This window comes from Paractinoplanes aksuensis, assembly GCF_024137025.1.
Lineage (GTDB): Bacteria > Actinomycetota > Actinomycetes > Mycobacteriales > Micromonosporaceae > Actinoplanes > Actinoplanes aksuensis.
Map to the genome: position 1 here is coordinate 15,510 of NZ_JAMYJR010000066.1, position 25,175 is coordinate 40,684.

At 71.5% G+C, this 25,175-nt stretch carries 21 protein-coding genes and 1 pseudogene; 3 read left to right on the plus strand and 19 right to left on the minus strand.

The window, feature by feature from the left end:
* Positions 1-23: 23 nt before the first annotated feature.
* From M1L60_RS45415 to M1L60_RS45430, 4 genes are all read right to left on the minus strand, one after another.
* The gene (locus M1L60_RS45415) at positions 24-683 is read right to left on the minus strand and encodes a DUF8185 domain-containing protein (RefSeq protein ID WP_253243837.1); all 660 of its coding nucleotides are present in this window, start codon (positions 681-683) and stop codon (positions 24-26) included.
* Positions 680-1,087: an acyl-CoA thioesterase gene (locus tag M1L60_RS45420; RefSeq protein WP_253243838.1), complete on the minus strand. Its 408-nt coding sequence runs from the start codon at positions 1,085-1,087 to the stop codon at positions 680-682. Before M1L60_RS45420 ends, M1L60_RS45415 begins: the two co-directional genes overlap by 4 nt.
* On the minus strand, positions 1,080-2,756 hold the full coding sequence (ettA, locus tag M1L60_RS45425) for an energy-dependent translational throttle protein EttA (RefSeq protein ID WP_253243839.1): 1,677 nt from the start codon (positions 2,754-2,756) through the stop codon (positions 1,080-1,082). Before ettA ends, M1L60_RS45420 begins: the two co-directional genes overlap by 8 nt.
* Before the next feature lie 181 nt (positions 2,757-2,937).
* The gene (locus M1L60_RS45430; RefSeq protein WP_253243840.1) at positions 2,938-3,393 is read right to left on the minus strand and encodes a hypothetical protein; all 456 of its coding nucleotides are present in this window, start codon (positions 3,391-3,393) and stop codon (positions 2,938-2,940) included.
* A 207-nt stretch (positions 3,394-3,600) separates the two neighbouring features.
* Here M1L60_RS45430 and M1L60_RS45435 point away from each other — a divergent pair, with 207 nt between their 5' ends.
* Positions 3,601-5,034 (plus strand): alpha,alpha-trehalose-phosphate synthase (UDP-forming), encoded by a 1,434-nt coding sequence (locus tag M1L60_RS45435; protein ID WP_253243841.1) that lies wholly within the window; start codon positions 3,601-3,603, stop codon positions 5,032-5,034.
* On the opposite strand, the gene M1L60_RS45440 is transcribed toward M1L60_RS45435, so the two are convergent.
* From M1L60_RS45440 to cobC, 4 genes are read right to left on the minus strand one after another with little or no spacing between them, the layout of a single operon-like run.
* Positions 5,022-5,399, minus strand: coding sequence for a VOC family protein (locus tag M1L60_RS45440; protein ID WP_253243842.1), 378 nt, complete (start codon positions 5,397-5,399; stop codon positions 5,022-5,024). The genes M1L60_RS45435 and M1L60_RS45440 overlap by 13 nt on opposite strands.
* 30 nt (positions 5,400-5,429) lie before the next feature.
* Positions 5,430-6,620 carry a uroporphyrinogen-III C-methyltransferase gene (gene cobA, locus M1L60_RS45445; RefSeq protein ID WP_253243843.1) on the minus strand — a complete coding sequence of 397 codons (1,191 nt, stop codon included), beginning with the start codon at positions 6,618-6,620 and terminating at the stop codon, positions 5,430-5,432.
* Complete coding sequence (cobT, locus tag M1L60_RS45450) at positions 6,617-7,675, minus strand: nicotinate-nucleotide--dimethylbenzimidazole phosphoribosyltransferase (RefSeq protein ID WP_253243844.1); 1,059 nt, start codon at positions 7,673-7,675, stop codon at positions 6,617-6,619. The genes cobA and cobT overlap by 4 nt, the downstream gene beginning before the upstream one ends.
* Entirely contained in the window at positions 7,672-8,724 is a 1,053-nt protein-coding gene (cobC, locus tag M1L60_RS45455) for an Rv2231c family histidinol phosphate aminotransferase CobC (RefSeq protein ID WP_253243845.1), read from the minus strand. Before cobC ends, cobT begins: the two co-directional genes overlap by 4 nt.
* A gap of 66 nt (positions 8,725-8,790) precedes the next feature.
* On the opposite strand from cobC, the gene M1L60_RS45460 reads away from it, so the two are divergent.
* Positions 8,791-10,971, plus strand: coding sequence for a transglycosylase domain-containing protein (locus M1L60_RS45460; protein ID WP_256518732.1), 2,181 nt, complete (start codon positions 8,791-8,793; stop codon positions 10,969-10,971).
* On the opposite strand, the gene M1L60_RS45465 is transcribed toward M1L60_RS45460, so the two are convergent.
* Together M1L60_RS45465 and M1L60_RS45470 are read right to left on the minus strand one after the other, a co-directional pair.
* A complete protein-coding gene (locus M1L60_RS45465) occupies positions 10,968-11,555 on the minus strand; it encodes a TIGR03086 family metal-binding protein (RefSeq protein ID WP_253243847.1) in 588 nt (195 codons plus the stop codon). The two genes, M1L60_RS45460 and M1L60_RS45465, sit on opposite strands and share 4 nt — an antisense overlap.
* Before the next feature lie 157 nt (positions 11,556-11,712).
* Positions 11,713-13,188 carry a cobyrinic acid a,c-diamide synthase CobB gene (locus tag M1L60_RS45470; RefSeq protein ID WP_253243848.1) on the minus strand — a complete coding sequence of 492 codons (1,476 nt, stop codon included), beginning with the start codon at positions 13,186-13,188 and terminating at the stop codon, positions 11,713-11,715.
* 463 nt (positions 13,189-13,651) lie between these two features.
* Here M1L60_RS45470 and M1L60_RS45475 point away from each other — a divergent pair.
* A pseudogene (locus tag M1L60_RS45475) lies at positions 13,652-14,425 on the plus strand (SURF1 family cytochrome oxidase biogenesis protein); the annotation flags it as partial.
* Positions 14,426-15,284: 859 nt separating this feature from the next.
* On the opposite strand, the gene M1L60_RS45480 reads toward M1L60_RS45475, so the two are convergent.
* The 9 genes from M1L60_RS45480 to M1L60_RS45520 all read right to left on the minus strand — a co-directional run bounded on the left by M1L60_RS45480 (position 15,285) and on the right by M1L60_RS45520 (position 24,893).
* Complete coding sequence (locus tag M1L60_RS45480; protein WP_253243850.1) at positions 15,285-16,853, minus strand: ATP-dependent DNA ligase; 1,569 nt, start codon at positions 16,851-16,853, stop codon at positions 15,285-15,287.
* 158 nt (positions 16,854-17,011) lie between these two features.
* Entirely contained in the window at positions 17,012-17,170 is a 159-nt protein-coding gene (locus tag M1L60_RS48615) for a hypothetical protein (protein ID WP_438862227.1), read from the minus strand.
* A 231-nt stretch (positions 17,171-17,401) separates the two neighbouring features.
* Positions 17,402-18,880, minus strand: a complete 1,479-nt coding sequence (locus M1L60_RS45490) for an FAD-dependent monooxygenase (protein WP_253243851.1) — start codon at positions 18,878-18,880, stop codon at positions 17,402-17,404.
* Between the two features lie 10 nt (positions 18,881-18,890).
* On the minus strand, positions 18,891-20,246 hold the full coding sequence (locus M1L60_RS45495) for a dipeptidase (RefSeq protein ID WP_253243852.1): 1,356 nt from the start codon (positions 20,244-20,246) through the stop codon (positions 18,891-18,893).
* 10 nt (positions 20,247-20,256) lie between these two features.
* A complete protein-coding gene (locus M1L60_RS45500; RefSeq protein ID WP_253243853.1) occupies positions 20,257-21,318 on the minus strand; it encodes a M48 family metallopeptidase in 1,062 nt (353 codons plus the stop codon).
* The gene (locus M1L60_RS45505; RefSeq protein WP_253243854.1) at positions 21,315-21,827 is read right to left on the minus strand and encodes a uridine kinase family protein; all 513 of its coding nucleotides are present in this window, start codon (positions 21,825-21,827) and stop codon (positions 21,315-21,317) included. The genes M1L60_RS45500 and M1L60_RS45505 overlap by 4 nt, the downstream gene beginning before the upstream one ends.
* A gap of 50 nt (positions 21,828-21,877) precedes the next feature.
* Complete coding sequence (locus tag M1L60_RS45510; RefSeq protein WP_253243855.1) at positions 21,878-23,410, minus strand: cobyric acid synthase; 1,533 nt, start codon at positions 23,408-23,410, stop codon at positions 21,878-21,880.
* The gene (locus M1L60_RS45515) at positions 23,407-24,435 is read right to left on the minus strand and encodes a cobalamin biosynthesis protein (protein WP_253243856.1); all 1,029 of its coding nucleotides are present in this window, start codon (positions 24,433-24,435) and stop codon (positions 23,407-23,409) included. Before M1L60_RS45515 ends, M1L60_RS45510 begins: the two co-directional genes overlap by 4 nt.
* Positions 24,432-24,893 (minus strand): hypothetical protein, encoded by a 462-nt coding sequence (locus tag M1L60_RS45520; RefSeq protein WP_253243857.1) that lies wholly within the window; start codon positions 24,891-24,893, stop codon positions 24,432-24,434. Before M1L60_RS45520 ends, M1L60_RS45515 begins: the two co-directional genes overlap by 4 nt.
* Between the last annotated feature and the right edge of the window lie 282 nt (positions 24,894-25,175).

The window sequence follows — 25,175 nt, forward strand, 5'->3', positions numbered from 1 at the left end:
GGGACCGCTCGTACGACCATGCATCACCCTTTCGGGTGACCACCTATAGGCATAACGGTCAATTTCTTGACGGCCTGTAGCCACGCCACTCCATATGGTGCTGAAAGGCCCACCCAATTTCCGGCCACCCGAACCCGCGTATCCGGAGCCTCAGTCTCCCCCGGGCCGAGGAAACCCATCCGGGAGATCGCCTGAACGAGTCGCTGGGAGACCTCGACCGAGCGCCCGGCGGGTGACGTGACGACAAGGGCCACGTGATCGAGGAGGGCGTCGCGGACGGCCCGCCGGCCGACGTTGCGTCCGGCCAGCCCGCCCGCCGAGACCTCGCGCAGGGTGCCGGCCGCGGCCTCGGCCAGCCGGCTCAGCTCGGCCCCGGAGACCGCCTCGACCGTCTCGCCGCCGGGCGGGGGCAACGGCCAGCGCCAGTCGGCGTCGCGCAGCGTGGGTAGCTCGTCGCCCCCACGGGCCAGCACGGCGAGCAGCTGGGCGGCCGCGACCGTGGCGTCGCCCGGACCGTGCCCGGCCACCTCACGGGTGACCAGCACGTCCCACGGGAGCTTGCCCCACAGGGCGACCCGCCCGCCGGTGTTGCGCAGGCGCACGGGGGCGGCCGGGTCGAGCCGGGTCAGACGGGCCAGGAAGGCGCCGGCGTCGGGGACGCCGAGCAGCCCGTGGGCGCTCATGAGGCCAGGTACGGTCGCAGGAACTCGCGCTCGGCCTCGCTGAGCCGGCGTGGATGGCCGTTGGCCAGGTTGTACGGGACGCACACGGACTTGGCCCGGCTGGCCAGCACGCCGTCGTCGAACAGCTCGTAGGCGACGGTGAACGAGGCGGCTCGCTGCTCCGAGATCCACATCTCGATGCGCACGGGGTCTCCATAGTCGACCGGGCGCAGGTAGTCGACCTCGTGGCGGGCGATCACGATGCCCTCCTCGAAGGAGCCCAGACCGTGCTCGCGCGCGCCGACGAAGAACATGGCGACGCGCGCCTCCTCGTACAGGGTGAGGAAGCGCGCGTTGTTCACGTGCCCGTACGCGTCCATGTCGGACCACCGTACGGGCACGTCGTGCACAAATTTCTCAGTCACGAGTGAGCTTGCGGTACGTCACCCGGTGCGGACGAGCGGCTTCGGCGCCGAGACGGTCGACCTTGTTCTTCTCGTACGCCTCGAAGTTGCCCTCGAACCAGAACCACTTGTCCGGGTCCTCGTCGGTGCCCTCCCACGCGAGCATGTGGGTGGCCACCCGGTCGAGGAACATGCGGTCGTGGCTGATGACCACGGCACAGCCCGGGAACTCGAGCAGCGCGTTCTCGAGGCTGCCCAGGGTCTCGACGTCGAGGTCGTTGGTCGGCTCGTCGAGCAGGATCACGTTGCCGCCGATCTTCAGCGTCAGCGCGAGGTTGAGCCGGTTGCGCTCGCCGCCGGAGAGCACCTTGACCGGCTTCTGCTGGTCCGGCCCCTTGAAGCCGAACGCGGCCACGTACGCCCGGGACGGCATCTCGACCTTGCCGACCATCAGGTGGTCGAGACCGTCGGAGACGACCTCCCACACCGTCTGGTCGCCCATCAGGCCCTCGCGGCTCTGGTCCACGTACGACAGCTGGACGGTCTCCCCGACCCGGACCGTGCCGTCGTCCGGCTGCTCGAGCCCGACGATGGTCTTGAACAGGGTGGTCTTGCCGACGCCGTTGGGGCCGATGATGCCGACGATCCCGTTGCGGGGCAACGAGAACGACAGGTGGTCGATGAGCGTACGGCCGTCGAAGCCCTTGGTCAGGTCCTTGGTCTCGATGACCGTGCTGCCCAGGCGCGGGCCCGGCGGGATCTGGATCTCTTCGAAGTCGAGCTTGCGGGTCTTCTCGGCCTCGGTCGCCATCTCGTCGTACCGGTCGAGGCGGGCCTTGCTCTTGGTCTGGCGGGCCTTGGCGTTCGACCGCACCCACTCGAGCTCCTCGGTGAGGCGTCGCTTGAGCTTGGCGTCCTTGCGACCCTCGACCGCCAGGCGCTGGGCCTTCTTGTCGAGATAGGTCGAGTAGTTACCCTCGTACGGGTAGGTGCGCCCGCGGTCGAGCTCGAGGATCCAGTTGGCCACGTTGTCGAGGAAGTACCGGTCGTGCGTGATGGCGATGACGGTGCCGGCGTACTTGGCCAGGTGCTGCTCCAGCCAGCTCACGCTCTCGGCGTCGAGGTGGTTGGTGGGCTCGTCGAGCAGCAGCAGGTCGGGCGCCTCGAGCAGCAGCTTGCAGAGCGCGACGCGGCGGCGCTCACCACCGGAGAGCTGGGTGACGTCGGCGTCCGGGGGCGGGCAGCGCAGCGCGTCCATCGCCAGCTCGAGCTGGGCGTCGAGGTCCCAGGCGTTGACGTTGTCGAGCTGCTCCTGCAGCTGACCCATCTCTTCCATGAGCTCGTCGGTGTAGTCGGTCGCCATCTCTTCGGCGATCTTGTTGAACCGCTCCAGCTTGGCCTTGGTCTCGGCCACCGCTTCCTCGATGTTGCCGAGGACGGTCTTCTCCTCGTTCAGCGGGGGTTCCTGCGCGAGCATGCCGACGGTGTAGCCGGGCATCAGCCGGGCCTCGCCGTTGCTCAGCGTCTCGATGCCGGCCATGACCTTGAGCAGCGTCGACTTACCGGCGCCGTTCGGGCCGACGACGCCGATCTTGACGCCGGGCAGGAAGTTCAGCGTCACGTTGTCGAGCACGACCTTGTCGCCGTGCGCCTTGCGCGCCTTTTCCAGGACGTAAATGAACTGGGCCACGGTGCGCCCTACCTCCGTGATCGATAGGTGGAGCCTTTAGTCCGCTCAAGGGTGGCGGGTGGGGCGGTTGGATGGCAGCCGGCATAGCAGCGCCGGATGAATTGCAGAATGCAGGGGCAATCTTTCCAGGTCGCCCAGTTGCCACTGTCAACAACCCCGGTGGCGGCGGAAGGATTCCCCCTCAGCCCGCCAGCCGGGCCTCGTTGCGCTGCGTCTTGCCGGTCTTGGCGAACGTCAGCTCGAAGAGGCTGGGGGTGATCACGAAGCGGTTCTCGTTCTGGTCGAACACCTCGTACGTGTCGGTGCCGATCCGGCGGACGTCCTTCAGAAAGAGCCCGTTCCTGCCCTCGACCAACTCGGCGTCGATGCCGCCGGTCTTGCTCTGGTAGAAGAGCTTGCCCGCGACGTCCTGGCAGATCCAGTAGGTGCTGTCGTTGTCGGTGTAGATCTTGAGAACCTGCCACAGGTCGCCGCTGAAGCCGAGTTTCCGGGCGGTGATCTCGGTCTGATCCGGGCAGAACGGGCCGGGAGGGGTGAAAGCCGGCGCCGGCGACTCCGACTGCGAGCCGACGTTGGTCGCCCCGTCCCCGTTCGCCCGCTGGCGTTCGGCCAGGACGTAGCCCCCCACCATGGCCATGATCGTCAAGAAAACCGTGGCAATGACCACAGGGAAGAAGATCGGCCGCCGGGGCGGGGAAAGATCAGCGGACGGTGTCACGCGCTCAGGATGGCACCCGGCCGCCAGTCCGGTCCACGGGCGGCGGCGCAGACTGGGCACGCCTCCTGCTGCTACGCACAGTAGGCTCACAAGTGGGAACAGAAACGACCCGGAGGTGCACTCAGCGTGGCCGAACGAAGTTCCTTCGTCGTTGTCGCCAACCGTCTGCCCGTCGATGAAGTCACCACCCCGGACGGGGAGCGGCAGTGGCGCACCAGTCCGGGTGGCCTGGTCACCGCGCTGCACCCGGTGCTGACCGAGCACGGCGGCACGTGGATCGGGTGGGCCGGCGGCACCGGTGAGGCGCCCGAGCCGTTCGACCTCGAGGGCATCCACATCCACCCGGTGCCGTTGAGCGCCGAGGAGCTGGAGCGCTATTACGAGGGCCAGTCCAACGCGACGATCTGGCCGCTCTACCACGACGCTGTCGAGACACCGGTGTACAAGCGCCGCTGGCGCGAGACCTACCGGCTGGTCAATCAGCGTTTCGCCCAGGCCGCAGCCGAGGTCGCCGCCGAGGGGGCCACCGTCTGGGTGCAGGACTATCAGCTCCAGCTGGTGCCGGCCCTGCTGCGTGACCTGCGGCCCGACCTCAAGATCGGGTTCTTCCTGCACATCCCGTTCCCGCCGATCGAGCTGTTCATGCAGATGCCGTTCCGGGCCGAGGTGCTGCGCGGCCTGCTCGGCTCCGATCTGGTGGGCTTCCAGCAGCGGCTGGCCGCCCAGAACTTCGTACGCCTGGCCCGGCATCTTCTGGGTCTGCGCTACGAGGGCCAGTCGATCCAGGTCGACGGGCGCAAGGTCAAGGCGGGCGCCTTCCCGATCAGCATCGACACCAAAGAGATGGAACGCCTGGCGGCCGACCCCAAGGTGCAGGCGCGGGCCAAAGAGATCCGGGCCGAGCTGGGCGACCCCAAGACGATCATCCTGGGCGTCGACCGGCTCGACTACACCAAGGGCATCGAGCTGCGCCTCAAGGCGTTCCGCGAGCTGCTGGCCGACGGCAAGCTCAAGGTCGGCGACGCGGTGATGGTGCAGGTGGCCACCCCGAGCCGGGAGCGGGTCGAGCACTACCAGACGCTGCGGGTCAAGGTCGAGCGTGAGGTCGGGCGGATCAACGGCGAGTTCGGCCGGGTCGGTGTGCCCGCGGTGCACTACCTGCACCAGTCGTACAGCAAGCAAGAGCTGGCCGCGATGTACGTGGCGGCCGACGTCATGATGGTGACCCCGCTCCGCGACGGCATGAACCTGGTGGCCAAGGAGTACGTCGCGTGCCGGGCCGACACCGGCGGGGCGCTGGTGCTCAGCGAGTTCGCGGGCGCCGCGACCGAGATGCGCCAGTCGTTCCTGTGCAACCCGCACGACCCCGACGGCGTGAAGGACGCGCTGATGCGGGCCGTGGCGGCCGAGCCGGCCGAGCTGAAGCGGCGGATGCGGGTCATGCAGCGGCACCTGCGCACGCACGACGTGGCCCAGTGGGCCCAGACGTTCCTCGAGGCGCTCGAGGTGGCGGCCGAGGGCCGCGAACCGGAGCAGCCGAAGCCGGTTCAGTCCACGTAGAGGCAGAAGGGGTGACCGGCCGGGTCGAGGAAGACCCGGACGGTCTCCTGGGGCTGGAAGTCGGCGAGCGTGGCACCCGCCTTGGTGGCGTGCTCGCACGCCGCTTCCAGATCCTCGACCCGGATGTCCAGGTGCATGCTCATCTGGGGCTGCCCGGGCTGGGCGGGCCACACGGGCCGCACGTACTGCTTCTCGGTCTGGAAAGAGAGGCCGGCCCCGCCACCCGGAGCGCCGAGCACCACCCAGTCGTCCTCGTCCTGGGTCGCGCTCCACCCGAGAAGCCGCCGGTAGAAGCCGGCCAGCTCGCGAGCATCGGGCGCGTCCAACACCGTCGCGGTCAGTGTGATCTGCGGCCGTCCGTCCATGCCGAACGACCTACCCAGACAGTGACGCTTCTATACCGCTGCGTCGACCACGTCTCCGATCACCACGACGGCCGGCGGGCGGATGCCGGCCGCGACGACCGCGTCGGTGACCTCGCCCAGCGTGCTCCGCAGTGATCGCTGATGGCTGGTCGAGCCCTCCTGCACCACGGCGGCCGGGGTGCCGGGAGCGCGCCCGTCGGCGATGAGCCGGGCGGTGATCTTGCCCAGGTTCTTCAGGCCCATGAGTACGACCACCGTGCCCCGCAATTGGGCAAGTGCCGCCCAGTCGACCAGCGAGTCGGGGTGGCCGGGCGGGATGTGCCCGCTGACGACGGTGAACTCGTGGGCGACGCCGCGGTGGGTGACCGGGATGCCGGCCAGCGCGGGGGCGGCGATCGAACTGGTCACGCCGGGCACGACGGTCACCGGGACGCCGGCCTCGGCGCAGGCGATGGCCTCTTCACCGCCGCGGCCGAAGACGAACGGGTCGCCGCCCTTGAGCCGCACCACGAACTTCCCCTCGAGCGCGCGCTCGACCAGGATGCGGTTGATCTCTTCCTGGGCCGCGGCCGGGCCGTACGGGATCTTGGCCGCGTCGACGAACTCGACCTCGGGCCGCAGGTCGCCCAGCAACAGACCGGGCACGAGGCGGTCGGCCACCACGACGTCGGCCGCGGCCAGCAGCCGGCGGCCCTTCACGGTGATCAGTTCGGGGTCGCCCGGGCCGGCCCCGACCAGGGCCACGCCCTTGTGCTCGGGCGCGATCGGCGGGCTGCTCTCGAGGGCGTGCGCGACCAGGTCGCGGACGGCCATGGCCCGCCGCCGGTCGCCGCCGTCGGTGACGGCCACCGTCACCTGGCCGTGCCGGGTCACGGCCGGGGTCCAGGCCGTCGCGGCCGCGCGGTCATCAGCGCGTACGCAGAAGACCCGGCGCTCCTCGGCGGCCGCGCTCACCTGCTCGGCCGCGGCCGGGTCGTCGACCGCGACGTGCACCAGCCAGGCGCCGTCGACGTCGGCCGGTTCGAACCGGCGCGCGCTCCAGGTGGCCCGGCCCGCGTCGACCTGGCCGTGCAGGGCCGGGCTGAGCTCGGGCGACACGATCTCGACGACGGCCCCCGCGGCCAGCAGGGCCGGCACCCGGCGGGTGGCCACCGCGCCGCCGCCGACCACCAGCACGCGGCGACCGGCCAGCTTGAGTCCGAGGGGATACACACTGCTCACTTCTCGGACACTCCCGCCGAGTCGAACGTGGCGACCTCGTGCAGCACCCGCACGGCGGCCGTGACGACCGGCAGGGCGAGCGCGGCGCCGCTGCCCTCACCCAGGCGCATGCCCAGGTCGAGCAGGGGTTCGAGGCCGAGGTGGGCCAGCGCCACGGTGGCCCCGGGTTCGGCCGAGCGGTGCCCGGCGACCATCGCGGCCACGGCGTCGGGCGCGAACGCGGCGGCGGCCAGGGCGGCCGAGGCGGCGATCACCCCGTCGATGATCACGGGCACCCGGTGGGCCGCCGCGCCCAGGATGAAGCCGGTCAGCGCCGCGTGCTCGAGGCCGCCGACGGCGGCCAGCACGCCGAGCGGGTCGGCCGGGTCGGGGCGGTGCCGGGCCAGCGCCCGGGCCACGACCTCGATCTTGCGCTCGAGCATGGCGTCGTCGATGCCGGTGCCGCGGCCCGTCGCGGCGGCCGCGTCGCTGCCGGTGAAGACAGCGATCAGGGCGGCCGCGGGCGTGGTGTTGGCGATGCCCATGTCCCCGGTGAGCAGGCACTTCGCGCCGGACTCGACGAGCGCGGCGGCGACCCCGAGCCCGACCTCGACCGCGGCCCGGGCCTCGTCGCGGGTCAGCGCCGGGCCGACCGACAGGTCGTTCGTGCCGCGGCGGACGTTGGCGTCGAGCAGGGTGGAGCCGCCGTGCAGCGGGATGGCCACGCCGACGTCGACCACCATCACGTCGGCCCCGGCCTGCCGCGCGAACGTGTTGACGACCGCGCCGCCGGCCACGAAGTTCGCCACCATCTGGGCCGTTACCTCTTGCGGCCACGGCGAGACACCCTGGGCGTGAACGCCGTGGTCACCGGCGAAGACGGCGACGGTGGCCGGGGTGGGCGGGGGCGGCGGACAGACCCCGGCCAGGCCGGCCAGGCGTACCGAAAGCTCTTCGAGCGCGCCCAGCGAGCCGGCCGGCTTGGTCAGCCGGGCCTGGAGGTCGCGGGCGGCGGCCATGGCCGTCTCGTCGGCGGGCCGGATGGCGGCGATCGTCGCTTCCAGATCGGCGGTCATGGGCGCTCCTCGAGTACAGCGGTCAGGACGTCGACGAATGCGTCGGTAGTGGCAGTGTCGCGCACCGCGACGCGCAGCCAATCGGGACCCAGCCCGGGGAAGGTGTCGCCACGGCGGACGGCATAACCCCGTTCACGCAGCTCGAGGCGGGTCTTGTCGGCGCCGGGAAAGCGTACGGCCACGAACGCGCTCGCCGGCTCGCCGAGAACCGTGAGGTTCGGCACGTGCCGCAGCCGCCGCACCAGGTGCTCGCGCTCCGCGGCCAGCCGGGCCGCGATCTCGCGCTCCGCCGCGACCGCGACCGCGGAGGCACAGGCGGTGGCGGCGGCCAGCGCGGGCGTGGAGACCGCCCACAGCGGCTGGGCGGCGGCCAGTTCGGGCACCAGCTCGGCCGGGCCCAGCAGATAGCCGATGCGCAGGCCGGCCAGGCCCCAGGTCTTGGTCAGGCTGCGCAGCACGACCAGGCCCGGCAGGTCCGACCGGCCGGCCAGGGACTCGGGCTCGCCGGCCACACCCGCGCGGTAGGTCGTGTCGGAGAACGCCTCGTCGACGACCAGCACCCGGCCCGGCCGGGCCAGCGCGGCGATCTCGCGCGCCGGGTGCAGCACCGAGGTCGGATTGGTGGGGTTGCCGACGAACACCAGGTCGGAGTCTTGCGGTACGAGCGTGGCGTCGAGCCGGAAGCCGTCCTCGGCCCGCAGTAGCACCCGCTCGACCGGGTGACCGGCGTGGCGCAGCGCGGCCTCGGGCTCGGTGAACTGCGGGTGCACGACCACCGGGCGGCGGGCCCCGCGCAGGGCCTGGGCCAGCAGCACGAAGGCCTGGGCGGCGCCGGCCGTGAGCAGGACCTCGGACGGATCGCGGCCGTGCCGGGCAGCCACGGCGGCGGTGGCCGCGGTCGCGTCGGGGTAGGCCGCGAGATCGTCCAGCGCGGCCCGCAGGGGCTCCGCGAGCCAGGCCGGCCGGGGTTCGCGGCGCACGTTGACCGCCAGATCGACGAGCCCGGCGCCCACCTCCGTGTCGCCGTGGTGGCCGAGGTCGATCGTCATGGGATCAGGATGCCCGACCACGATCGGCGTCTCACTTTCGGCTGATCCATGCTGATATGAACAATTTTGTCTTACCTTCATGGGGTGGCAGCCGGAAAAGTCGCACCCCTCCTCCGTACCGGCCTGATCGCGGGTCTCGTGATCGCCGGTCTCGCCTACCCCCTGGCCGCCGTGGCCGGACTCGGCGTCAAGGCCGGCACCGAAGCTCTTCAGGCCATGCCGGAAGAGCTGATCGAGGTGCCGAGCGCCCAGACCACGTACGTGTACGCCAACGACGGCAAGACGCTGCTGACGATGTTCTACGAGGAGCACCGGCGGCCGATCAAGATCACGGACATGTCCCCGTACGTCACCCAGGCGATCGTGGCCTCCGAGGACAGCCGCTTCTACGACCACAACGGCGTCGACGCCAAGGGCGTGGCCCGCGCGTTCGTGGCCAACCAGCAGGCCGGTGGCGTTTCCCAGGGCGCGTCCACGCTGACCATGCAGTACGTGCGGATGGCCCTGCGGGACAGCGCGCGGACGCCGAAGGAGGCGCTGGAGGCGACCGAGCAGACCACCCAGCGCAAGCTGCGCGAGATGCGGCTGGCCATCGAGCTCGAGAAGCGGCTGAGCAAGCAGCAGATCCTCGAGCGTTATCTGAACACGGCGTACTACGGCCATCGGGCGTACGGGATCTACGCGGCCTCTCAGGTCTTCTTCTCGAAGCTGCCGAGGGATCTCAACCTGACCGAGGCCGCCCTGCTCGCGGGCCTGGTCAAGGCACCCTCGGCGTACGACCCGGCCACCAACGACCGCAAGGCGGCCACCGATCGCCGCAACTACGTGATCGACCAGATGCTCAAGATCAAGGCGATCACGCCGCTGCAGGCCACCCAGGCCAAGCGCGAGAAGATCAAGCTCAAGCTGAGCTCACCCGCCAACGACTGCATCGGGGTCGACAGCAAGCACAACAACTGGGGCTTCTTCTGCGACTACTTCCGCTCGTGGTGGAAGGAGCAGGCCGCCTTCGGCCCCAACCCGCAGGAGCGGGAGGCCAACCTGCGGCGCGGCGGCTACCGGGTGATCACGTCGCTCGACCCGAAGATCCAGGCGTCGGCCATGAAGCACATCCTGGACAAGGAGAAGCGGCGCAGCCGGATCGCCCACGGTCAGGTGATCATCGAGCCCGGCACCGGGCGGGTGCTGAGCCTGGCCGTGAACCGGCGCTACTCGCTCGACCAGAAGGGCAACGCGAAGCACAGCCGCTTCAAGGGCATCAAGGGCAACTACCCCAACACGGTGAACCCGCTGCTCGGCGGCGGCGACATGGCCGGTTACCAGGCCGGGTCGACTTTCAAGATCTTCACGATGCTGGCCGCGCTGGACGAGGGGATGCCGCTGAGCACCTCGTACTACAGCCCGCCGCGGTTCTATTCGAAGTACATCACCGCGCCCGGGCCGGCGACCTGCGGCGTGCACTGGTGCCCCAAGAACTCGACCCCGTCGATGACCGGCCGGCAGACCATGTGGAGCGGCTTCGGCAAGTCGGTGAACACGTACTTCGTCCAGCTCGAACAGAAGGTCGGCGCCGAGAAGGCGGTCAAGATGGCCGAACGGCTCGGGCTGCGCTGGCGCACCGAGGTCGACCGCCGGCTGGCCTCACCCGAGCACGCCAGCGGCTGGGGAGCGTTCACCCTCGGGGTCAGCGACGTGACCCCGGTCGAGATGGCCAACGTCTTCGCCACCCTGGCCGCCGACGGCACCTACTGCCGGCCGCTGCCGGTCGAAGCGATCAAGACCAGGGACGGTACGGACGCCGCGTACCAGGGCAAGCCGGTGGCGACGCCGCGCTGCCACCGGGCGGTCAGCCCCGACGTGGCCCGGGCGGCCACCGACGCGGCCCGGTGCGTGACCGGATACGGCGCGGCCCGCGGGGGCTGCGGCGGGTGGGGCACCTCCGAGATGGTCTATGCCACGTTGAAACGGCCGGTCGCGGGCAAGAGCGGCACGACCGACAGCAACAAGTCGGCCTGGTTCTGCGGCTTCACGCCCCAGCTGGCCGCGGCCGCCTTCGTCGCCGACCCGGACAACCCGGAGATGAACGTGGGCTCGAACCGCTCGACGACCTCGAAGTTCACGGTCGCCGAGACCCTCAAGGACGCGCTCAAGGGCCAGCCCAAGGCCAAGTTCACCCCGCCCTCGGACGACATGGTCGACCGGTATCGGGACCGGGACCGGGATCGCGACCGGGACGAGGACGACTAGGCCGCCACGGGCCGGCGGCGCGGTGGGCGCCACTTGGCGTCGCGGCCGGCCAGGGCCAGCGCCTGGTCGAGCAGGGTGGACTCGTCGTCGGTGGGCACGACCGGGCCGAACTGGCCGGGCGGGGCCTCGGCCAGGAAATCGACCAGGATCTCGAGGGTGCGCGGGTCGGTGAAGTATTCCTGGCCGGTGGCTCGGGCCAGGTCCCACCCGTGCATGATCACCTCGGTCATGGCGACGTGGCCCAGGGTGGCGGCGGGCATGGTGACCCCGCCCGCCTGGGACGTGCCGGTCCAGGCGGCCGGGTCTTTCCACGACGTGGCCAGGTCTTCGAGCAGGACCGGCAGCCGGCTGCGCCAATGGCGGGTCAGGTGGTGGGCGGAGGGCTCGGGCGCGGAATCGTCGACCCGCTTGTGGGCGCCCTGGGTGAAGGCCACGGACAGACCCATCAGATGGTCGAGCAGAGTGGCGACGCTCCACCCGGGGCAGGGCGTCGGATTGGCCAGCTCGCCGTTGTCGACGCCGAGCAGAAGAGCCCGCAGCACCCGCACCGGCGGGTCGAAATCCAGAGGAACACGATCGGCCACGGCCATCCTCCTTGCGTCGTGCTTGTTAACCCCACGTTACGGGTGGGGTGCGACACTTCGGCGCTCGGCGGAGGGCGTTTTCACGGATGCTTCCCGGAGTCAGGCATTCCGACATTTCGATCTTGCGAAGCGTCGTTTTCCGGATTGACGATCCGGGTCAGGACGTGGTGATGTCCACGGTGTCGTTCAGGTTCGGCGCGACCTTCTGGGGCGGCGGCGTGGGCTGGGGCGACGCCGGGGGCACCGGTCGCAGCGAGACGGGCGGCAACAGTTGCGCCGGGCCGGCCGCCGCGGCCGCGACGACCCGCTTGGCGATCTCGGGCGCGGCCGCCCAGTGCAGGCCCAGCTGCGAGGCGTGCACCTGCCGCCACACGAAGCCCTCCGGGTTGCCGCCCGACCAGGTCCAGGCGGGCACCGCTCCGGCACGCGGCGTGACGATGGCCCGATGCTGTTTGTAGCCGGTGATGCGGGCGCCGGTCGGGGCCAGGGGCGAGGTGGCCGGGGCGGTGGCCTCGCGGTACCCGGCCACGGTCTGGTCGCCGGTCTCCGACGTGGCGTCGAGCACCCCGCACATCGGGCGGCCGTCCAGGTCGCGGCCCAGCCACGGCAGGGCCACCCCCTCGGCGATCACCGGCCAGCCGTCGGCGGCGAACTGGGCCACCGAGGAACACAGGCGGCGGTTGGCCGACAACTCCTCGGCGTACGACTCGGGCAGTCCCGCCCCCACCACCAGGGCCCGGGTGCCGGCGGGCAGGCACTCGTCGCGCAGCGGGTCGACCACGGCCACGTCGGCGCCGGCCGCGGTCAGCAGTTCGGCCGTCTCGACGTACGTGTAGGGCGCACCCGGACCACCAGCCAGCGCGACCACCGGACGCGGCTCGAAGACCTCGGCCCCGGCCGCCTCGGCCGGGGTCCACAGCGGGCCCGGCAGCGCGGGCGCGGAACCGGCGAGGGCCACGATCCGGTCGAGGTCGAGACCGGCGGCCACAGCTTCACCCAGGCGGCGTACGGCCCGGGTGGCCTCGACCGTGCGGTGCGCGACCGGCACCGGGCCGTGCGGCCGGGCCGGCAGGACGTTGGGCAGGTCGCCGCGGCGCAGCGCGCCCAGCACGGGCATGCCGATGTCGTCGAGGGCGGTCCGCAGCATCTGCTCGTGGCGGGGCGAGGCGACCCGGTTCAGGATGACGCCGCCCAGGTGGACCATCTCGTCGAACATGCGGAAGCCGTGCACCAGCGCGGCCAGCGAATGCCCCATCGAAGCGACGTCGACGACCAGCACGACCGGCGCCCGCAGCACGGCGGCCACGGCGGCGGTGCCGTCGATCTCGGGCTGGCCGGTCAGCGAGTCGAACAGGCCCATCGCGCCCTCGACCACCGACAGCTGGGTGCCGGAGGCGCCGTGCTGGAAGAGCGGGGCGATGCGCTGCGCGCCGACCAGCCGGGGATCCAGGTTGCGGCCGGGGCGGCCGGCGGCGAGACCCAGGTACGCGGCGTCGGTGTGATCCGGGCCGACCTTGAACCCGGCCACCGGGAGGCCGCGAGCCGCGACCGCCGCCAGCAGGCCGACCGCGATCGCGGTCTTGCCGTGCCCCGAGGCGGGGGCGCTGACGACCAGGCGGGGCTGGGCGCTCATCGTGTCTTCCCGGGCCTTTCTGCTGCCGGTCCGGGCTTGCCCCGCCGGCCTCGTGCCAAGTCGCCGGCGGGGCTTCTCCCCCACCGGCCTCACGCCGATCACCGGCCGGGATACCTCCCGGCCGGTCCTTGCCTCGGCCCGGGCACTCACCCAGCCGATCTTGCATCTGGCTCCGGCCACGATGATTCCTGGGCCGGCGTGCCGCTGATCTTGAAGTTCCCGCGCCGGCCCGGGTCAATCGTCGGCCGGGAGTGATCCCGGCCCACTTCGCATCCTCGTCGGCCCCGTCGTTCCCGCGCCGACAGCCTGTGTGTCGCCGGTGCGAGCTTTCCGGTGTTTCCCCCCGCCCGGCCTCGTGGTTCGCACGGGCCGGAGCCTCGAGCGCACTCGATGTTTCCGATGCCGGACAGGGACAGTACCCGGCTCCGGCCGCCGGCGATCGTGCGACGGGTAGCCTCGTTGCGTGTACCGCTTCCTGCTGAGCCCGCGCTGGCTGGCCGCGGCCGCGCTCGCGGTGGCCGCCGCGCTGGTCATGGTGATGCTCGGCAATTGGCAATTGCGACGGTACGAGGAACGCAGCGCGACCAACGACCGGATCGACGCCGCTGATTCGATCGCGGCCGTTCCGCTCGCCTCGGTGTTGAGCCGCCCGACCGCTCCGGGCACGGCCGGGGCCTATCCGGGCAAGGAATTAGCCTGGACAAAGGTGACTGTTTCCGGGCAATACGACCCGTCCCGCGAGATCCAGGCCCGGGGCCGCACGGTCAACGGCGACGTCGGCTTCGAGATCGTGACCCCGCTCGTGCTGGCCGACGGCACAGCAGTGCTGATCGACCGGGGCTGGGTGCCGGCGCCGCCCGGGGGTGCGCTGGCCGCGCCCGTGGTGCCACCCGCACCGACCGGCCCGGTGACGGTGGTCGGCCAGATCCACCTGTCGGAAAGCCGACCCGTGGCAGTGGAACGCCGGGACGGCCGCCTGGACACCCGCCGCATCTCCCTGCCCCGCCTGGCGCCCGAAATGCCCTACCCGGTGTACGGCGCCTACGTGCTCCTGACCGAGCAGACTCCCGCCTCGGACGCCGCTTTCGTCAGGATCCCGATCGACCACGAGGACGCGTGGCAGAACGGCGGGTATGCCGTTCAGTGGTGGTTGTTCGCGCTCATGGCCCTGGCGGCTTACGTCTACTACGCCCGCAAAGAGGCCCACGGCACCGGCGAACCCGCACGTGAACGCTCGCCCGCTCACCCGGACCCCGACCATCCAGCCGCAGCAGACCGCCGACCAGCCCCGACAGGCGACCGCGTCGAAGACACCGACCGTCGCCGCGGCGGGGGCGACCGCGTCGAAGAGGCCGACCGTCGCCGCGGCGGGGGCGACCGGGTGGAGGACGCGGACCGCAAGCGCGCCGCCGCCAGGGAGCGGATCGAACCCGGCGACCGGGTCGACGAAGCTGACCGCCGGGCCGCAGCCCGGGAGGCGGCGCGCCAACGGGCCGATCCGGGTGACCGCCTCGAGGAAGCAGACCGCAAGCGAGCTGCAGCGGCAGCTACCCAGGGTGACCGCGTGTCCGATGCCGACCGTGCTCGCGAGGCCGCCAGCCAGGCCCGCTCAGCTCAGGACTGACGACCTCAGCGCTCGCCGGACACCGGACGTGCCCGTCCGCCGCGGTCCGCTGCCCGTTCTTACCAGTCGGGCCCCGCAGGCATCAGCGTGAGAATGTCCGCACGCCAATCCTGGCGGGCGCTGCTGGCTTGCTGCATGTGTGCTGCGCGAAGCGCTGTGCGGCAGACGGTCAGCCGCGTGAACGTCTCCGGCCCCGGGAGTTCGGCCTGCCGAACCGCCGCGTCCAGCCCCGCGGCCGGGTTTCACCGCTTGCGGGCCGAGCCGGCGAGGTCGAGGCGCGGCCCCGAACGGCAGCGTCGGGCACGACCAGACCGTTCTGCGGTCAGGGCGGCAGTCGGGCCAGGCCCGGGCCCGAACTCGACGTGCTCCAGCGCGCGACCCGGCGACACTGACCGCCGGCGGATTGCTTTCGTTGGCTCGCCGGGCCTCGTGCGGCGGCGACCACAGGCAGCGGCGCGGGTTGCCGGTGCGGTCAGTCTGGGTGGGGGAAGCTGCCGATCTTGCGGACCATGTCGATGGTGTCGGCTTCGGAGGCGGGTTTGTCGTCGCGGTAGCGCAGGACGCGGGCGAAGCGCAGGGCCACGCCGCCGGGGTAGCGCGGGGACGTCTGGACGCCGTCGAAGGCGATCTCGACGACCTGTTCGGGGCGTACTCGAACGACCCAGCCGTCGTCGGCGGTGGCCAGCTCTTGGAAGCGTTCGGTCTGCCAGCGCAGCAGCTCGTCGGTGAGGCCCTTGAAGGTCTTGCCGAGCATGACGAAGCCGCCCGACTCGGGGTCGCGGGCGCCCAGGTGGAGGTTGGACAGCCAGCCCTTGCGACGGCCGTGACCCCACTCGACGGCCAGCACGACCAGGTCGAGGGTGTGCCGGGGTTTGACCTTGACCCAGGCCGAACCGCGGCGGCCCACGTCGTAGGGGGCCTCGCTCGCCTTGATGACTACGCCCTCCTGCCCGGCCGCCAGCGCCGCCGCGAACGCTGCGGCCGCCTCTTCTTCGCTGGTCACAGTGGTGCGGCCGACCAGGAGCTCGGGCGGCAACGCGTCGGCCAGCGCCGCCCACCGGACCCGGCCCGGCTCGTCGAGCAGGTCAACGCCATCGAGATGCAGAATGTCGAAGAAGAACGGCACCAACGCGAGGTGGCCCGCTGCCCCGCCCGCAGCGGCGGCGGGTGCCCTGCGGGAAGCGGCAGCGCCGCGGGTGGCGGCGCGGCTCGAGGTCTCTTGGAACGGGCGGGGGCGGCCGGTCGCGTCGAGTGTCATGGCCTCGCCGTCAAGGACTACGTCGCGCAGCGGCAGTTGGCGGACTGCCTCGACCACCTCGGGCATGCGGGCGGTGATGTCGTCGAGGCTGCGGGTGAAGACTGCCACCTCGTCGCCCGAGCGGTGGACCTGAATGCGAATGCCGTCGAGCTTCATGTCGACCGTGGCCGGGGTGCCCGTGGCCAGCAGCGCGGCGCCCACGTCGGGAGCGCTCTGGGCCAGCATCGGCGTCAGCGGGGTGCCGACCCGCAGGTTGATCTCGGCCAGGGCGACGGCCCCACCGGCCAGCGCCGCCACCGCGACCTGCTTCAGATCGCCCGACAGCAGCAGCGCGCGACGAACGGCGGTCAGCGGCACCTCGGCCGCCTTGGCGATCGCGTCGGCCAGCAGCCCGGCCTGGGCGCCCTGGCGCAACTCGCCGCCGAACAGCCCCACCAGCAAACGTTGCTCTTCGGCCGTGGCCGCCCCGAACAGCGCCGTCACCAGGTCGCGCCGCCGGGCCTGGGACCCGGCCCCGGCCACCACCGAGATCTCGGCGATCAGCGCGTCGACCGAGCCGACGGTGAGGCTCGGCGATTCCGCGGGGGCCGGCCGGTCGCGCAGGCTCGCATAGCCCACCCCCGTCTGCCGCTGCCGCAGCTCACCAGCCAGGTAGGCCGAGCCCGCAGCAACCTCGCCGGGATCGAGCCCGCGCAGGGCGCCGGCCAGCAGCTCGACCTTTGCCTTACGCCCCGAGGTGGCGGCGACGGCGGCTGAGGTCGCCGCCAGATCTACGAATAACACCCTCACATCGTGGCAGCACCCTCTGACACTTTTCGGTCCGAAGCCCGACCGATCCCCCAGCTCAAGGGCGGCAGCGTCGCCCCGGCGAGGGAGTGCCGCGCCAAGGGGGGAAGGGAGGCGACGGCACGTCGGGCCGGGGAAGGAGGCAGAGGCCGGGGTCAGGCAGCCCGGGGTTCGGCGATGCGGAAGCCCCGGGCCCGAACCGCCTCGGCCACACGGGTGACCTGCGCGTCGATGGCGCAGAGGGTGGCCGAGAGCTCGTCCAGATGATCGTTGAGGGCACCGTCGTCCCAGTCGGCGACATCCACCTGGTCCATCGCCAGGACCGCGGAGCGCAGGCGGGCGATGGATTCCAGACGGTCTCGTGAGTGGAGACGGTCGATCGCGTTACGCGGCCCGACGGGCATCGGCCGCACGAGGAGAGAAACCGAAGCAGGCTCATTGTTCGAACGCATGTTCTAATCCTAACAGGACGAGATCGCCGCCCGCACCGGTTTGCTCTGCGTGACGGCCAGCTCGAAACGCTCAGCCACCGAGCAACATGACGCTCAGCCGCGCATGAGCGCGGGGAAGACCCCGGCCGCTTCCGACACGGCGGCTTCGGCGGCCACGAATCCGTCGGGGCGCACGAGATACAGCTGCCCCGGCTGCAAGCCTGTGCCCGGCGCGGGCGGGAAGACGTGCACCGCGAGGCCGAGGTCCGGCACGTCGGTCGCCACCACCCCGCCGTACGCGTGAATCTGCCACCGCAGGTCGCGCAGCACCTCGAAGTTGCCACCGGCCCACGGCAGCCGCCGCCCCACCACCGGATCGCGCCGCCCACCGGCCCGGGCCCGCGCGTTCGGCGTCATCCAGTAGTGCACGCGGATCTGCGACACGTACTGGAACAGCCGCCCGCCACCCGACAGCCGCGGCGCGAGGCGCACCCCGAGCGGCATCGCCAGTGGAATGAGGAACCGTCGCAACACCCGTGAGACCGGCCGCTGCGAGGTGATCGCGCCGAAGATCCGGTCGGTGGTGGCGACCAGCGTGCGCGCCACCGGGCGGCGTTCGGCCTCGTAGCGGTCGAGCCACGCGTCCTTGCGGCGGCCCTGCAGCACGTCGGCCAGCTTGAAGGCGAGATTATGGGCGTCCTGCATGCCGGTGTTCATGCCCTGGCCGCCGACCGGCGAGTGCACGTGCGCGGCGTCCCCGGCCAGGAAGAACGGCCCGTCGCGGAACGTGGCGGCGACCCGGTGGTGCACCTTGTACGTCGCGAACCACCGTGACTCGCCGTAGGTGACAGCGAACTGCTTGATCCGCGGGCGCACGTCGTCCTCGGTGAGCCGCGAGTCGCCGTCCTCGTCGCGCACGAGGCCGAGCAGGCGCCACGCGTGCCGCCCGCGCATCGGGAAGCCGAGCAGGAAGTCCGACCCGCCCGGGCGTACGTTGATCGCGTTCCCGACCAGGCCGGCCACCCCGACCGCGTCGATCACGTAGAACCGGTGCGGGTTGGTGACCCCCTCGTACGCGATGCGCCGCGCCTTGCGGACGGCCGAGTTCGACCCGTCGCAGCCGACACAGAACCGGGCCCGCACGGTGTCGTTGCCGACCTTGGCCTCGATGCCGTCCTCGACCTGTTTGACCGCCGTCACCGGAGTTTCCCAGCGGACGCCGGCCCCCAGCTTCTGCAGGTTCTCGTACAGAATCTCTTCGTTGCGGCTCTGCTCGAGGACCTCGATGAACGGATACGGCGTGAGGGTGCCGCCGAGGGGGCCGAGCGGGATGCGCCCGAAGACCCGGTCGAGGAAGCCGGGCGCCACCGCGTCGGCCCGCTCGGCCGCGTCGAGCACCTGGTCGGCCAGGCCGAGCTGGTCGTAGATCTCCAGGCTGCGGGCCTGGACGACGAGCGCCCGCGACTCGCGGGTCGGGCCCTCCTTGCCGTCGGCCACGATCACGTCGACCCCGAGTTTGACCAGCCAGTTGGCGAGCATCAGCCCGGTCGGGCCGGCCCCCACCACCAGCACGTCACACGACAGCTCGGCCATCGGCCGCCCCTTACTTCGTCGACAAAGTCTCCGCCACGTTCTTGAGGAGCAGGGCCTCGGCCAGGCACACGCGCTCGAACTCGCCGAGGTGCAGGCTCTCGTCGGGTCCGTGGGCGGCCGAGTACGGATCCTCGACGCCGGTGACCAGGATGGCGGCCTGCGGCAGCAGCTGCTGGAAGGTGGCGATGAACGGGATCGACCCGCCCACGCCCATGTCGACCGGGTCGGTGCCGTCCCAGGCCGAGCGGAAGGCGGCCCGGGCGGCGTCGTACGCGGGACCGGTCGCGTCGATCACGCAGGGCTCACCATCAGCCTCCAGCGTGACCTCGACCTGCGCGCCCCACGGCACGTGCTTCTCGAGGTGGGCCTTCACGGCCGAGTACGCGGCCTTCGGGTCGTCGCCCGGCGCCAGACGTACGGAAATCTTGGCCTTGGCCGCAGGCTGCAGTGCGTTGGCCGCCTCGAAAGTGCGGGGCGCGTCGATGCCCAGCACCGAGATCGAGGGCTTGGTCCAGATGCGGTCGGTGATCGAGCCCTTGCCGATCAGTTCGACGCCGTCGAGCATGCCCGCCTCGTGCCGGAACCGGTCGGCCGGGTAGTCGACGCTCGCGCCCTCGCGGCCGACCAGCCCGTCGACCGCGACCTCGCCGCTCTCGTCGTGCAGGGTCGACAGCAGGCGGGCCAGGGTGGTCAGCGCGTCGGGCACGGGGCCGCCGAACATGCCGCTGTGCACAGCCGACTTGAGCACCTTGACCTCGGCGAACAGGTTGACCAGGCCACGCAGCGAGGTGGTCAGCGCGGGCCGGCCGATGTCCCAGTTGCCGGAGTCGGCGATCAGGATCACGTCGGACCGCAGCTCCTCGCGGAACTCCTCGATGATCGCGTCGAGCGAGACGGAGCCGTACTCCTCCTCGCCCTCGACGAAGACGACCACGCCGACCGGCAGCTGGTCGCCGAAGGCGCGCAGCGCGGCCACGTGGGCCATGACCCCGGCCTTGTCGTCGGCGGCGCCGCGCCCGTACAGGCGGCCGTCCCGCTCGACCGGCTCGAACGGGTCGCTGGTCCAGAGCGCGACGTCGCCGGTCGGCTGCACGTCGTGGTGGGCGTACAGCAGCACCGTCGGCGCACCCTCGGGGGCTGCCTTGCGACCGATCACAGCGGGCTGGCCGCCGCGCACCACGATCTGCGTGTCGAGGCCACAGCCGCGCAGCAGCTCGGCCACGGCCTCGGCCGACCGTTCGACGTGGGAGTGGTCGAAACCCTCGAACGCGATGCCGGGGATGCGGACCAGCCGCTCCAGGTCGGCGCGGACTCCGGGGAACTCCCGCGCGACGGCCGCGCGCAGATCGGTCTCACTCAAGCTCATAGGAGTGATCCTATGACTGATCGCCGTCCTGGCGACCACGCCGGGAGGCATCCCCCATCCAGCCGCGGGCGCCCCGCACGGCCGATCCGGCCAGGTCACCGGCGCCATCACCGAGCTTGCGGAGCAGACCGACCAACGGATCCTGCGAATTGTTGAAAGTCTCGCGGTACGACTGGGCGGCCGACTTCACGTCCTCACTGACCGAGGCGTCGCCGTCGGAGTCGCGGCGCGGGTAGTCGCCGCCGATGATCCCGGCGTACGCACCCGAGTCGACCCACTTGCGCAGCTCGGAGGCCCGGGCCACGGGGACCGGGTGGGTGCTGCCCAGGGTCATGCCGATCTTGTGGATGCTGTCGCGCAGGTCGCCGCCGCTCTCGTACTCGGCCGCCTGCTCGAGGAACGCGGCCGTGTCGATCTGCGACAGGTCGCCGCCGCCGGCCAGCTTCATCAGCAGGCGCAGCGAGGCGGCCGGGTCCTGACCGGCGAGCAGCCCGGCGCGGTCGGCCGACAGCTCGGCCTTGCGCCACCACTCGAGCATGGCCGCGATGATGGCCCGCAGCGCGATCGCCCCGACCGGCAGCCAGCTCAGGTTGGCGGCCCAGCGGGTCAGGATCATCATGATCGTCTTGTAGACGGCGTGGCCGCTGCGCACGTGGCCGATCTCGTGGCCCAGCATGGCCCGCAACTCGTCGTCGTCCAGCTTCTCGACGGCGCCGGTGGTGATCACGATGAACGGCTTGTCGAGGCCGATCGCCGAGCCGTTGATGATCGGATCCTGCGAGACGTAGAGCTCGGGCAGCTCGACCACGTCGAGCGTGGTCGCGGCCTCGGTGAAGCGCTGGTAGACGCGCGGGTACTGCCGGTGGTCGACGCGGATGGCGCCGGCCAGGAACTGCAGCCGGAAGCCGCGCTCGTTCCACATGCCGAAGAACGCCTTGACCACGTCGTCGAAGCCGCGCAGTTCGCGCAGGGCGGTCAGCGCGCCGCGGTCGGCCGGATGCTCCCAGGCCCGCGAGCTGATGCCGGTCAGGGTCACACGCCTGCGTACCGGGCGGTTCTCTTCGTCGGTCATCGTGCCCACCTTCCCGTCGCGCCGTCGACGATCAGATCCGCGTACGCGGCTGTCTCGTCCGTGGCGAAGTGCCTGTCCTCGGCGGCCCGCCAGCGCCCAAGGTACTTGCGATACGCAACGCTGTCGTCCCCGTCGCGGCTGATCGCGCGCTCCCAGCGAAGTTCGGGCGGCGCGTCGACAAAGACAGCGAAGGTCAACTCGGGACGAATCTCGCGCCGGGCGGCGCTCACCCCTTCCAGCAGTACGGCGGTCCGGGGTTCGATCATCAAATGCTGGCCAGAAAAGTCTTGTTCATCCCAGTCGTAGCGTTGATACACCGCGGCCTCACCTCGCCGCAGCGGGGTCAGCACGAACTCCTCCAGCCGCGTCCAGAAGGTGAACTGGTCGTCCCAGCCGTTGAGCAGGTCGTCGGTGTGCACGACGGGCGCGTCGCCGAGCGCGGCGGCCAGCCGATCGGCGAACCTCGTCTTGCCGGCCCCGCTGGGCCCGTCGACGGCGATGAGGCGCACGTCACCCAGGCGGGGTGGCAGGCCCATGACGTACGAGGCCAGGTCGTCGATCAAATTCGCGGAGCTCCCGGTGGCAGGAACGGCGGCGGCGCCGGCGGTCCGGTCTCGATCAGCTGCCACAGGGCGTCGGTGTCGAGGTGCTGTTCGACCAGGTCGCCCAAAACGTCGAGCGCGTGGTCGCGTACGCCCGCGAATTCGATGTCGTCGGCCACGAGGAAGCCGCGCCGGCCGGCCTGGCGCGCGGCCGTCGTCAGGAAGCGGCGGCGGAACGCGTCGGATTCGAAGGCGCCGTGCCAGTGCGTGCCGTAGACGTGGTCACGGACTGCTCCCTCGGGCTGCCCGTCGGCGTACCGAAGGAAAGGCTCTTGATCGCTCGTGGTGACCGTGCCGTGGTGGATCTCGTAGCCCGACACGGGCGCGCCGAGACCGTGGCCGGTCGGCCGGCCCAGGTGCTTGCGCGGCTCGAAGGCGATGCGGACGGGTAGAAGACCCAGGCCGGGTACGGTGCCACGGCGGCTCTCGACCTCGTCGGTGATCGTCTCGGCCAGCATCTGGAAGCCGCCGCAGATACCCAGCACTGGCTTGCCGGCCGCGGCGTGGGTGAGGACCGCGTCGGCCAGCCCGGTCTCGCGTAGCCAGGCGAGGTCACTCACGGTGGCCTTCGAACCGGGGACGACCACCAGATCGGCGTCGGCGATCTCGGCCGGCTCGACCGTGAGCCGCACCTGGACGCCCGGCTCGGTGGCCAGCGCCTCGGCGTCGGTCGCGTTGGACAGCCGCGGCAGGCGGACGACGGCCACCCGCAGCCACTCGGTGCCGCGCGGCCCCTTCGGCCGGCCCAGAACCTTCCCGTACGCGAGGGAGTCCTCGCCGTCGAGCCAGATCTCCGGATGGAACGGCAGCACGCCGTAGACGGGTCGCCGGGTCACCGACGTGATCATGTCGAGGCCGGGCCGGAGCAGTCCCAGGTCGCCCCGGAACTTGTTGACGACGAAGCCCGCGACGAGGGCCTGGTCCTCCGGGCTGAGCAGCGCGACCGTGCCGAACAGGGCCGCGAACACGCCGCCGCGGTCGATGTCGCCGACCACGATCGCCGGGAGGCCGGCCTGGCGCGCGAGGCCCATGTTGACGAAGTCGCCGTCGCGCAGGTTGATCTCGGCCGGGCTGCCCGCGCCCTCGCAGATGACGGCGTCGTACTCCGCGCGCAGCTCGGCCAGCGCGGCGTGCGCGGTCTCGGCCAGGCGGGGTCGCAGCGAGCGGTAGTTGCCGGCGGTGACGGTGTCGACGGCCTCGCCGAGCAGCACCACCTGGCTCGAGAAGTCGCTGCCGGGCTTGAGCAGCACGGGGTTGAACCGCAGGTCGGGGGCCAGGCCGGCCGCGGCCGCCTGCATCGCCTGGGCCCGGCCGATCTCGCCGCCCCGGCCGTCCGGGCCGACGACGACCACCGAGTTGTTGGACATGTTCTGGGCCTTGAACGGCGCGACCTTGACTCCGCGGCGATGCAACCACCGGCAGATGCCCGCGGTCAGGATGCTCTTGCCGGCGTCCGACGTGGTGCCGGCGACCAGGAGACCGCCGCTCACCGCTGGATCCGGCCTCTGAGCAGCGCTGCTCCGACGGCGAGGGCGGCCGCGGCCAGGCCGACGGCACCCGAGACCCGGGCCGCCCGGCGCAAGTGTTCGGCCGACGGGCGCGGGCCGTCACCCAGGAAAGGCCTGGTCTCGCTGCGTCCGAAGTAGACGTTGCGCCCGCCGAGGCGTACGCCCAGAGCGCCGGCCATGGCCGACTCGCACTGGCCGGCATTGGGCGAGGGGTGATCGTTGCGGTCACGCCGCCATACCCGCAGCGTCTCTTTCGGATTGCCGCCCGCGATCGGCGACACCGCGATCGTCAGCAGACCGGTCAGCCGGGCCGGTAGCAGGTTGAGACCGTCGTCGAGCCGGGCCGATGCGGTGCCGAAGCGTGCGTACCGCGGTGACCGATGCCCGACCATGGCGTCGAGCGTGTTGGCGGCCCGATAGGCCAGCAGCCCCGGCAGCCCGAGCAGACCGCCCCACACCAGCGGGGCCACCACCGCGTCGGACGTGTTCTCGGCGACGGACTCGACAGTGGCTCGCGCCAGCTCGGATTCGTCGAGGCCGGACGGGTCGCGTCCGCAGAGGTGGTTGAGCCGGCCCCGCGCCGACTCGAGATCGTCGCCGTCGAGGTGCTCGGCCATGATCCGCGATTCCCGCCGGAGGGTCCGCCCGCCCAGCACGGTCCAGGTGGTGGCAGCCACGATGGCCGCCCGCACGATCGGCCGTCGCTTGGTCGCATACGCCGCTGCAGCCCCGGCCAGAGCCGGGGCCGCCACCGCGATCGTGGCGAAGGCCGCGCCCGCCGCCCGGTCGGGTGCGTAGATCCGCTTTTCCAGCGCCCCGGCCGCCGTGCCGAATCCCGCGACCGGGTGGAACTGCCGCGGATCGCCGAACACCGCGTCGAGCAGGTAGCCCGCCGCTATCCCGGCTGCGTCCGCCGCCCCAGGCCGTTCCGCCGCGCGCTGGATCAGGCTCGCCGCCGTCGTCACGTACTTGACCCCTTCGATCGACCGAACCGCCCTGACGATCATCGGCGCAGGTCGCACACCCAGACCGGGATCTCCTGAATGTCAGGTTCCGGCCCGTCCGGCAGTGGCACCGGGTCGAACTCGCCCCAGACGATCGCGCCCGGTGCGCGGTCCTCCAGAAACTCGACGACGATCGCCCGCAGGTCGTCCGTCGTCCGGTACTTCTCGGTGAACGGCAGCTCGTCGCGCCCGCACGACCCGGTCGAGCAACGCAACTGCCCGGCCTGCAGGTCGTGCCACACGTAGAAAGTGACGGCCCCTTGGTGCGACATCGCGACTACCTGCTCCCGCAGCAGCTCGATCGTCTCCTCGAAGGCGGTGACCACCTCATCGGCCGACAGGCCCATACGCTCGTGCGGCGGTGCGCCGAACCAGCTGGTGTTGGCGGTCTCGGTGTCCTGGTCGTGCGGGGCGAGCACGAGTGTCTCGCCCGCGATCGCGCGGATCTCCTTCAACAGCACGCCGCCCAGTCTGCCGGTCCGGCCCCACCCGCAACCAATCGGGCAGGTCGGCCGGGCGGCCCCTTCCCCCGAGACGATCGGACCACCCCATTCGGGGCCGATGTCAGCCATCCCGGTGACGGCGGCCCGGACGAACAACGCACGGACAGGCCGAAAAACGCACGGTGACCTGCCCTTACGCCGCCACACCGGCGATTGCGCATTGGGTGAGTTCAACCGGTCGTCGCAACACTTCGACATTGGAGGTTGCGGTGGGTCGGCCAGCGGGTTGGATGAAGGCGC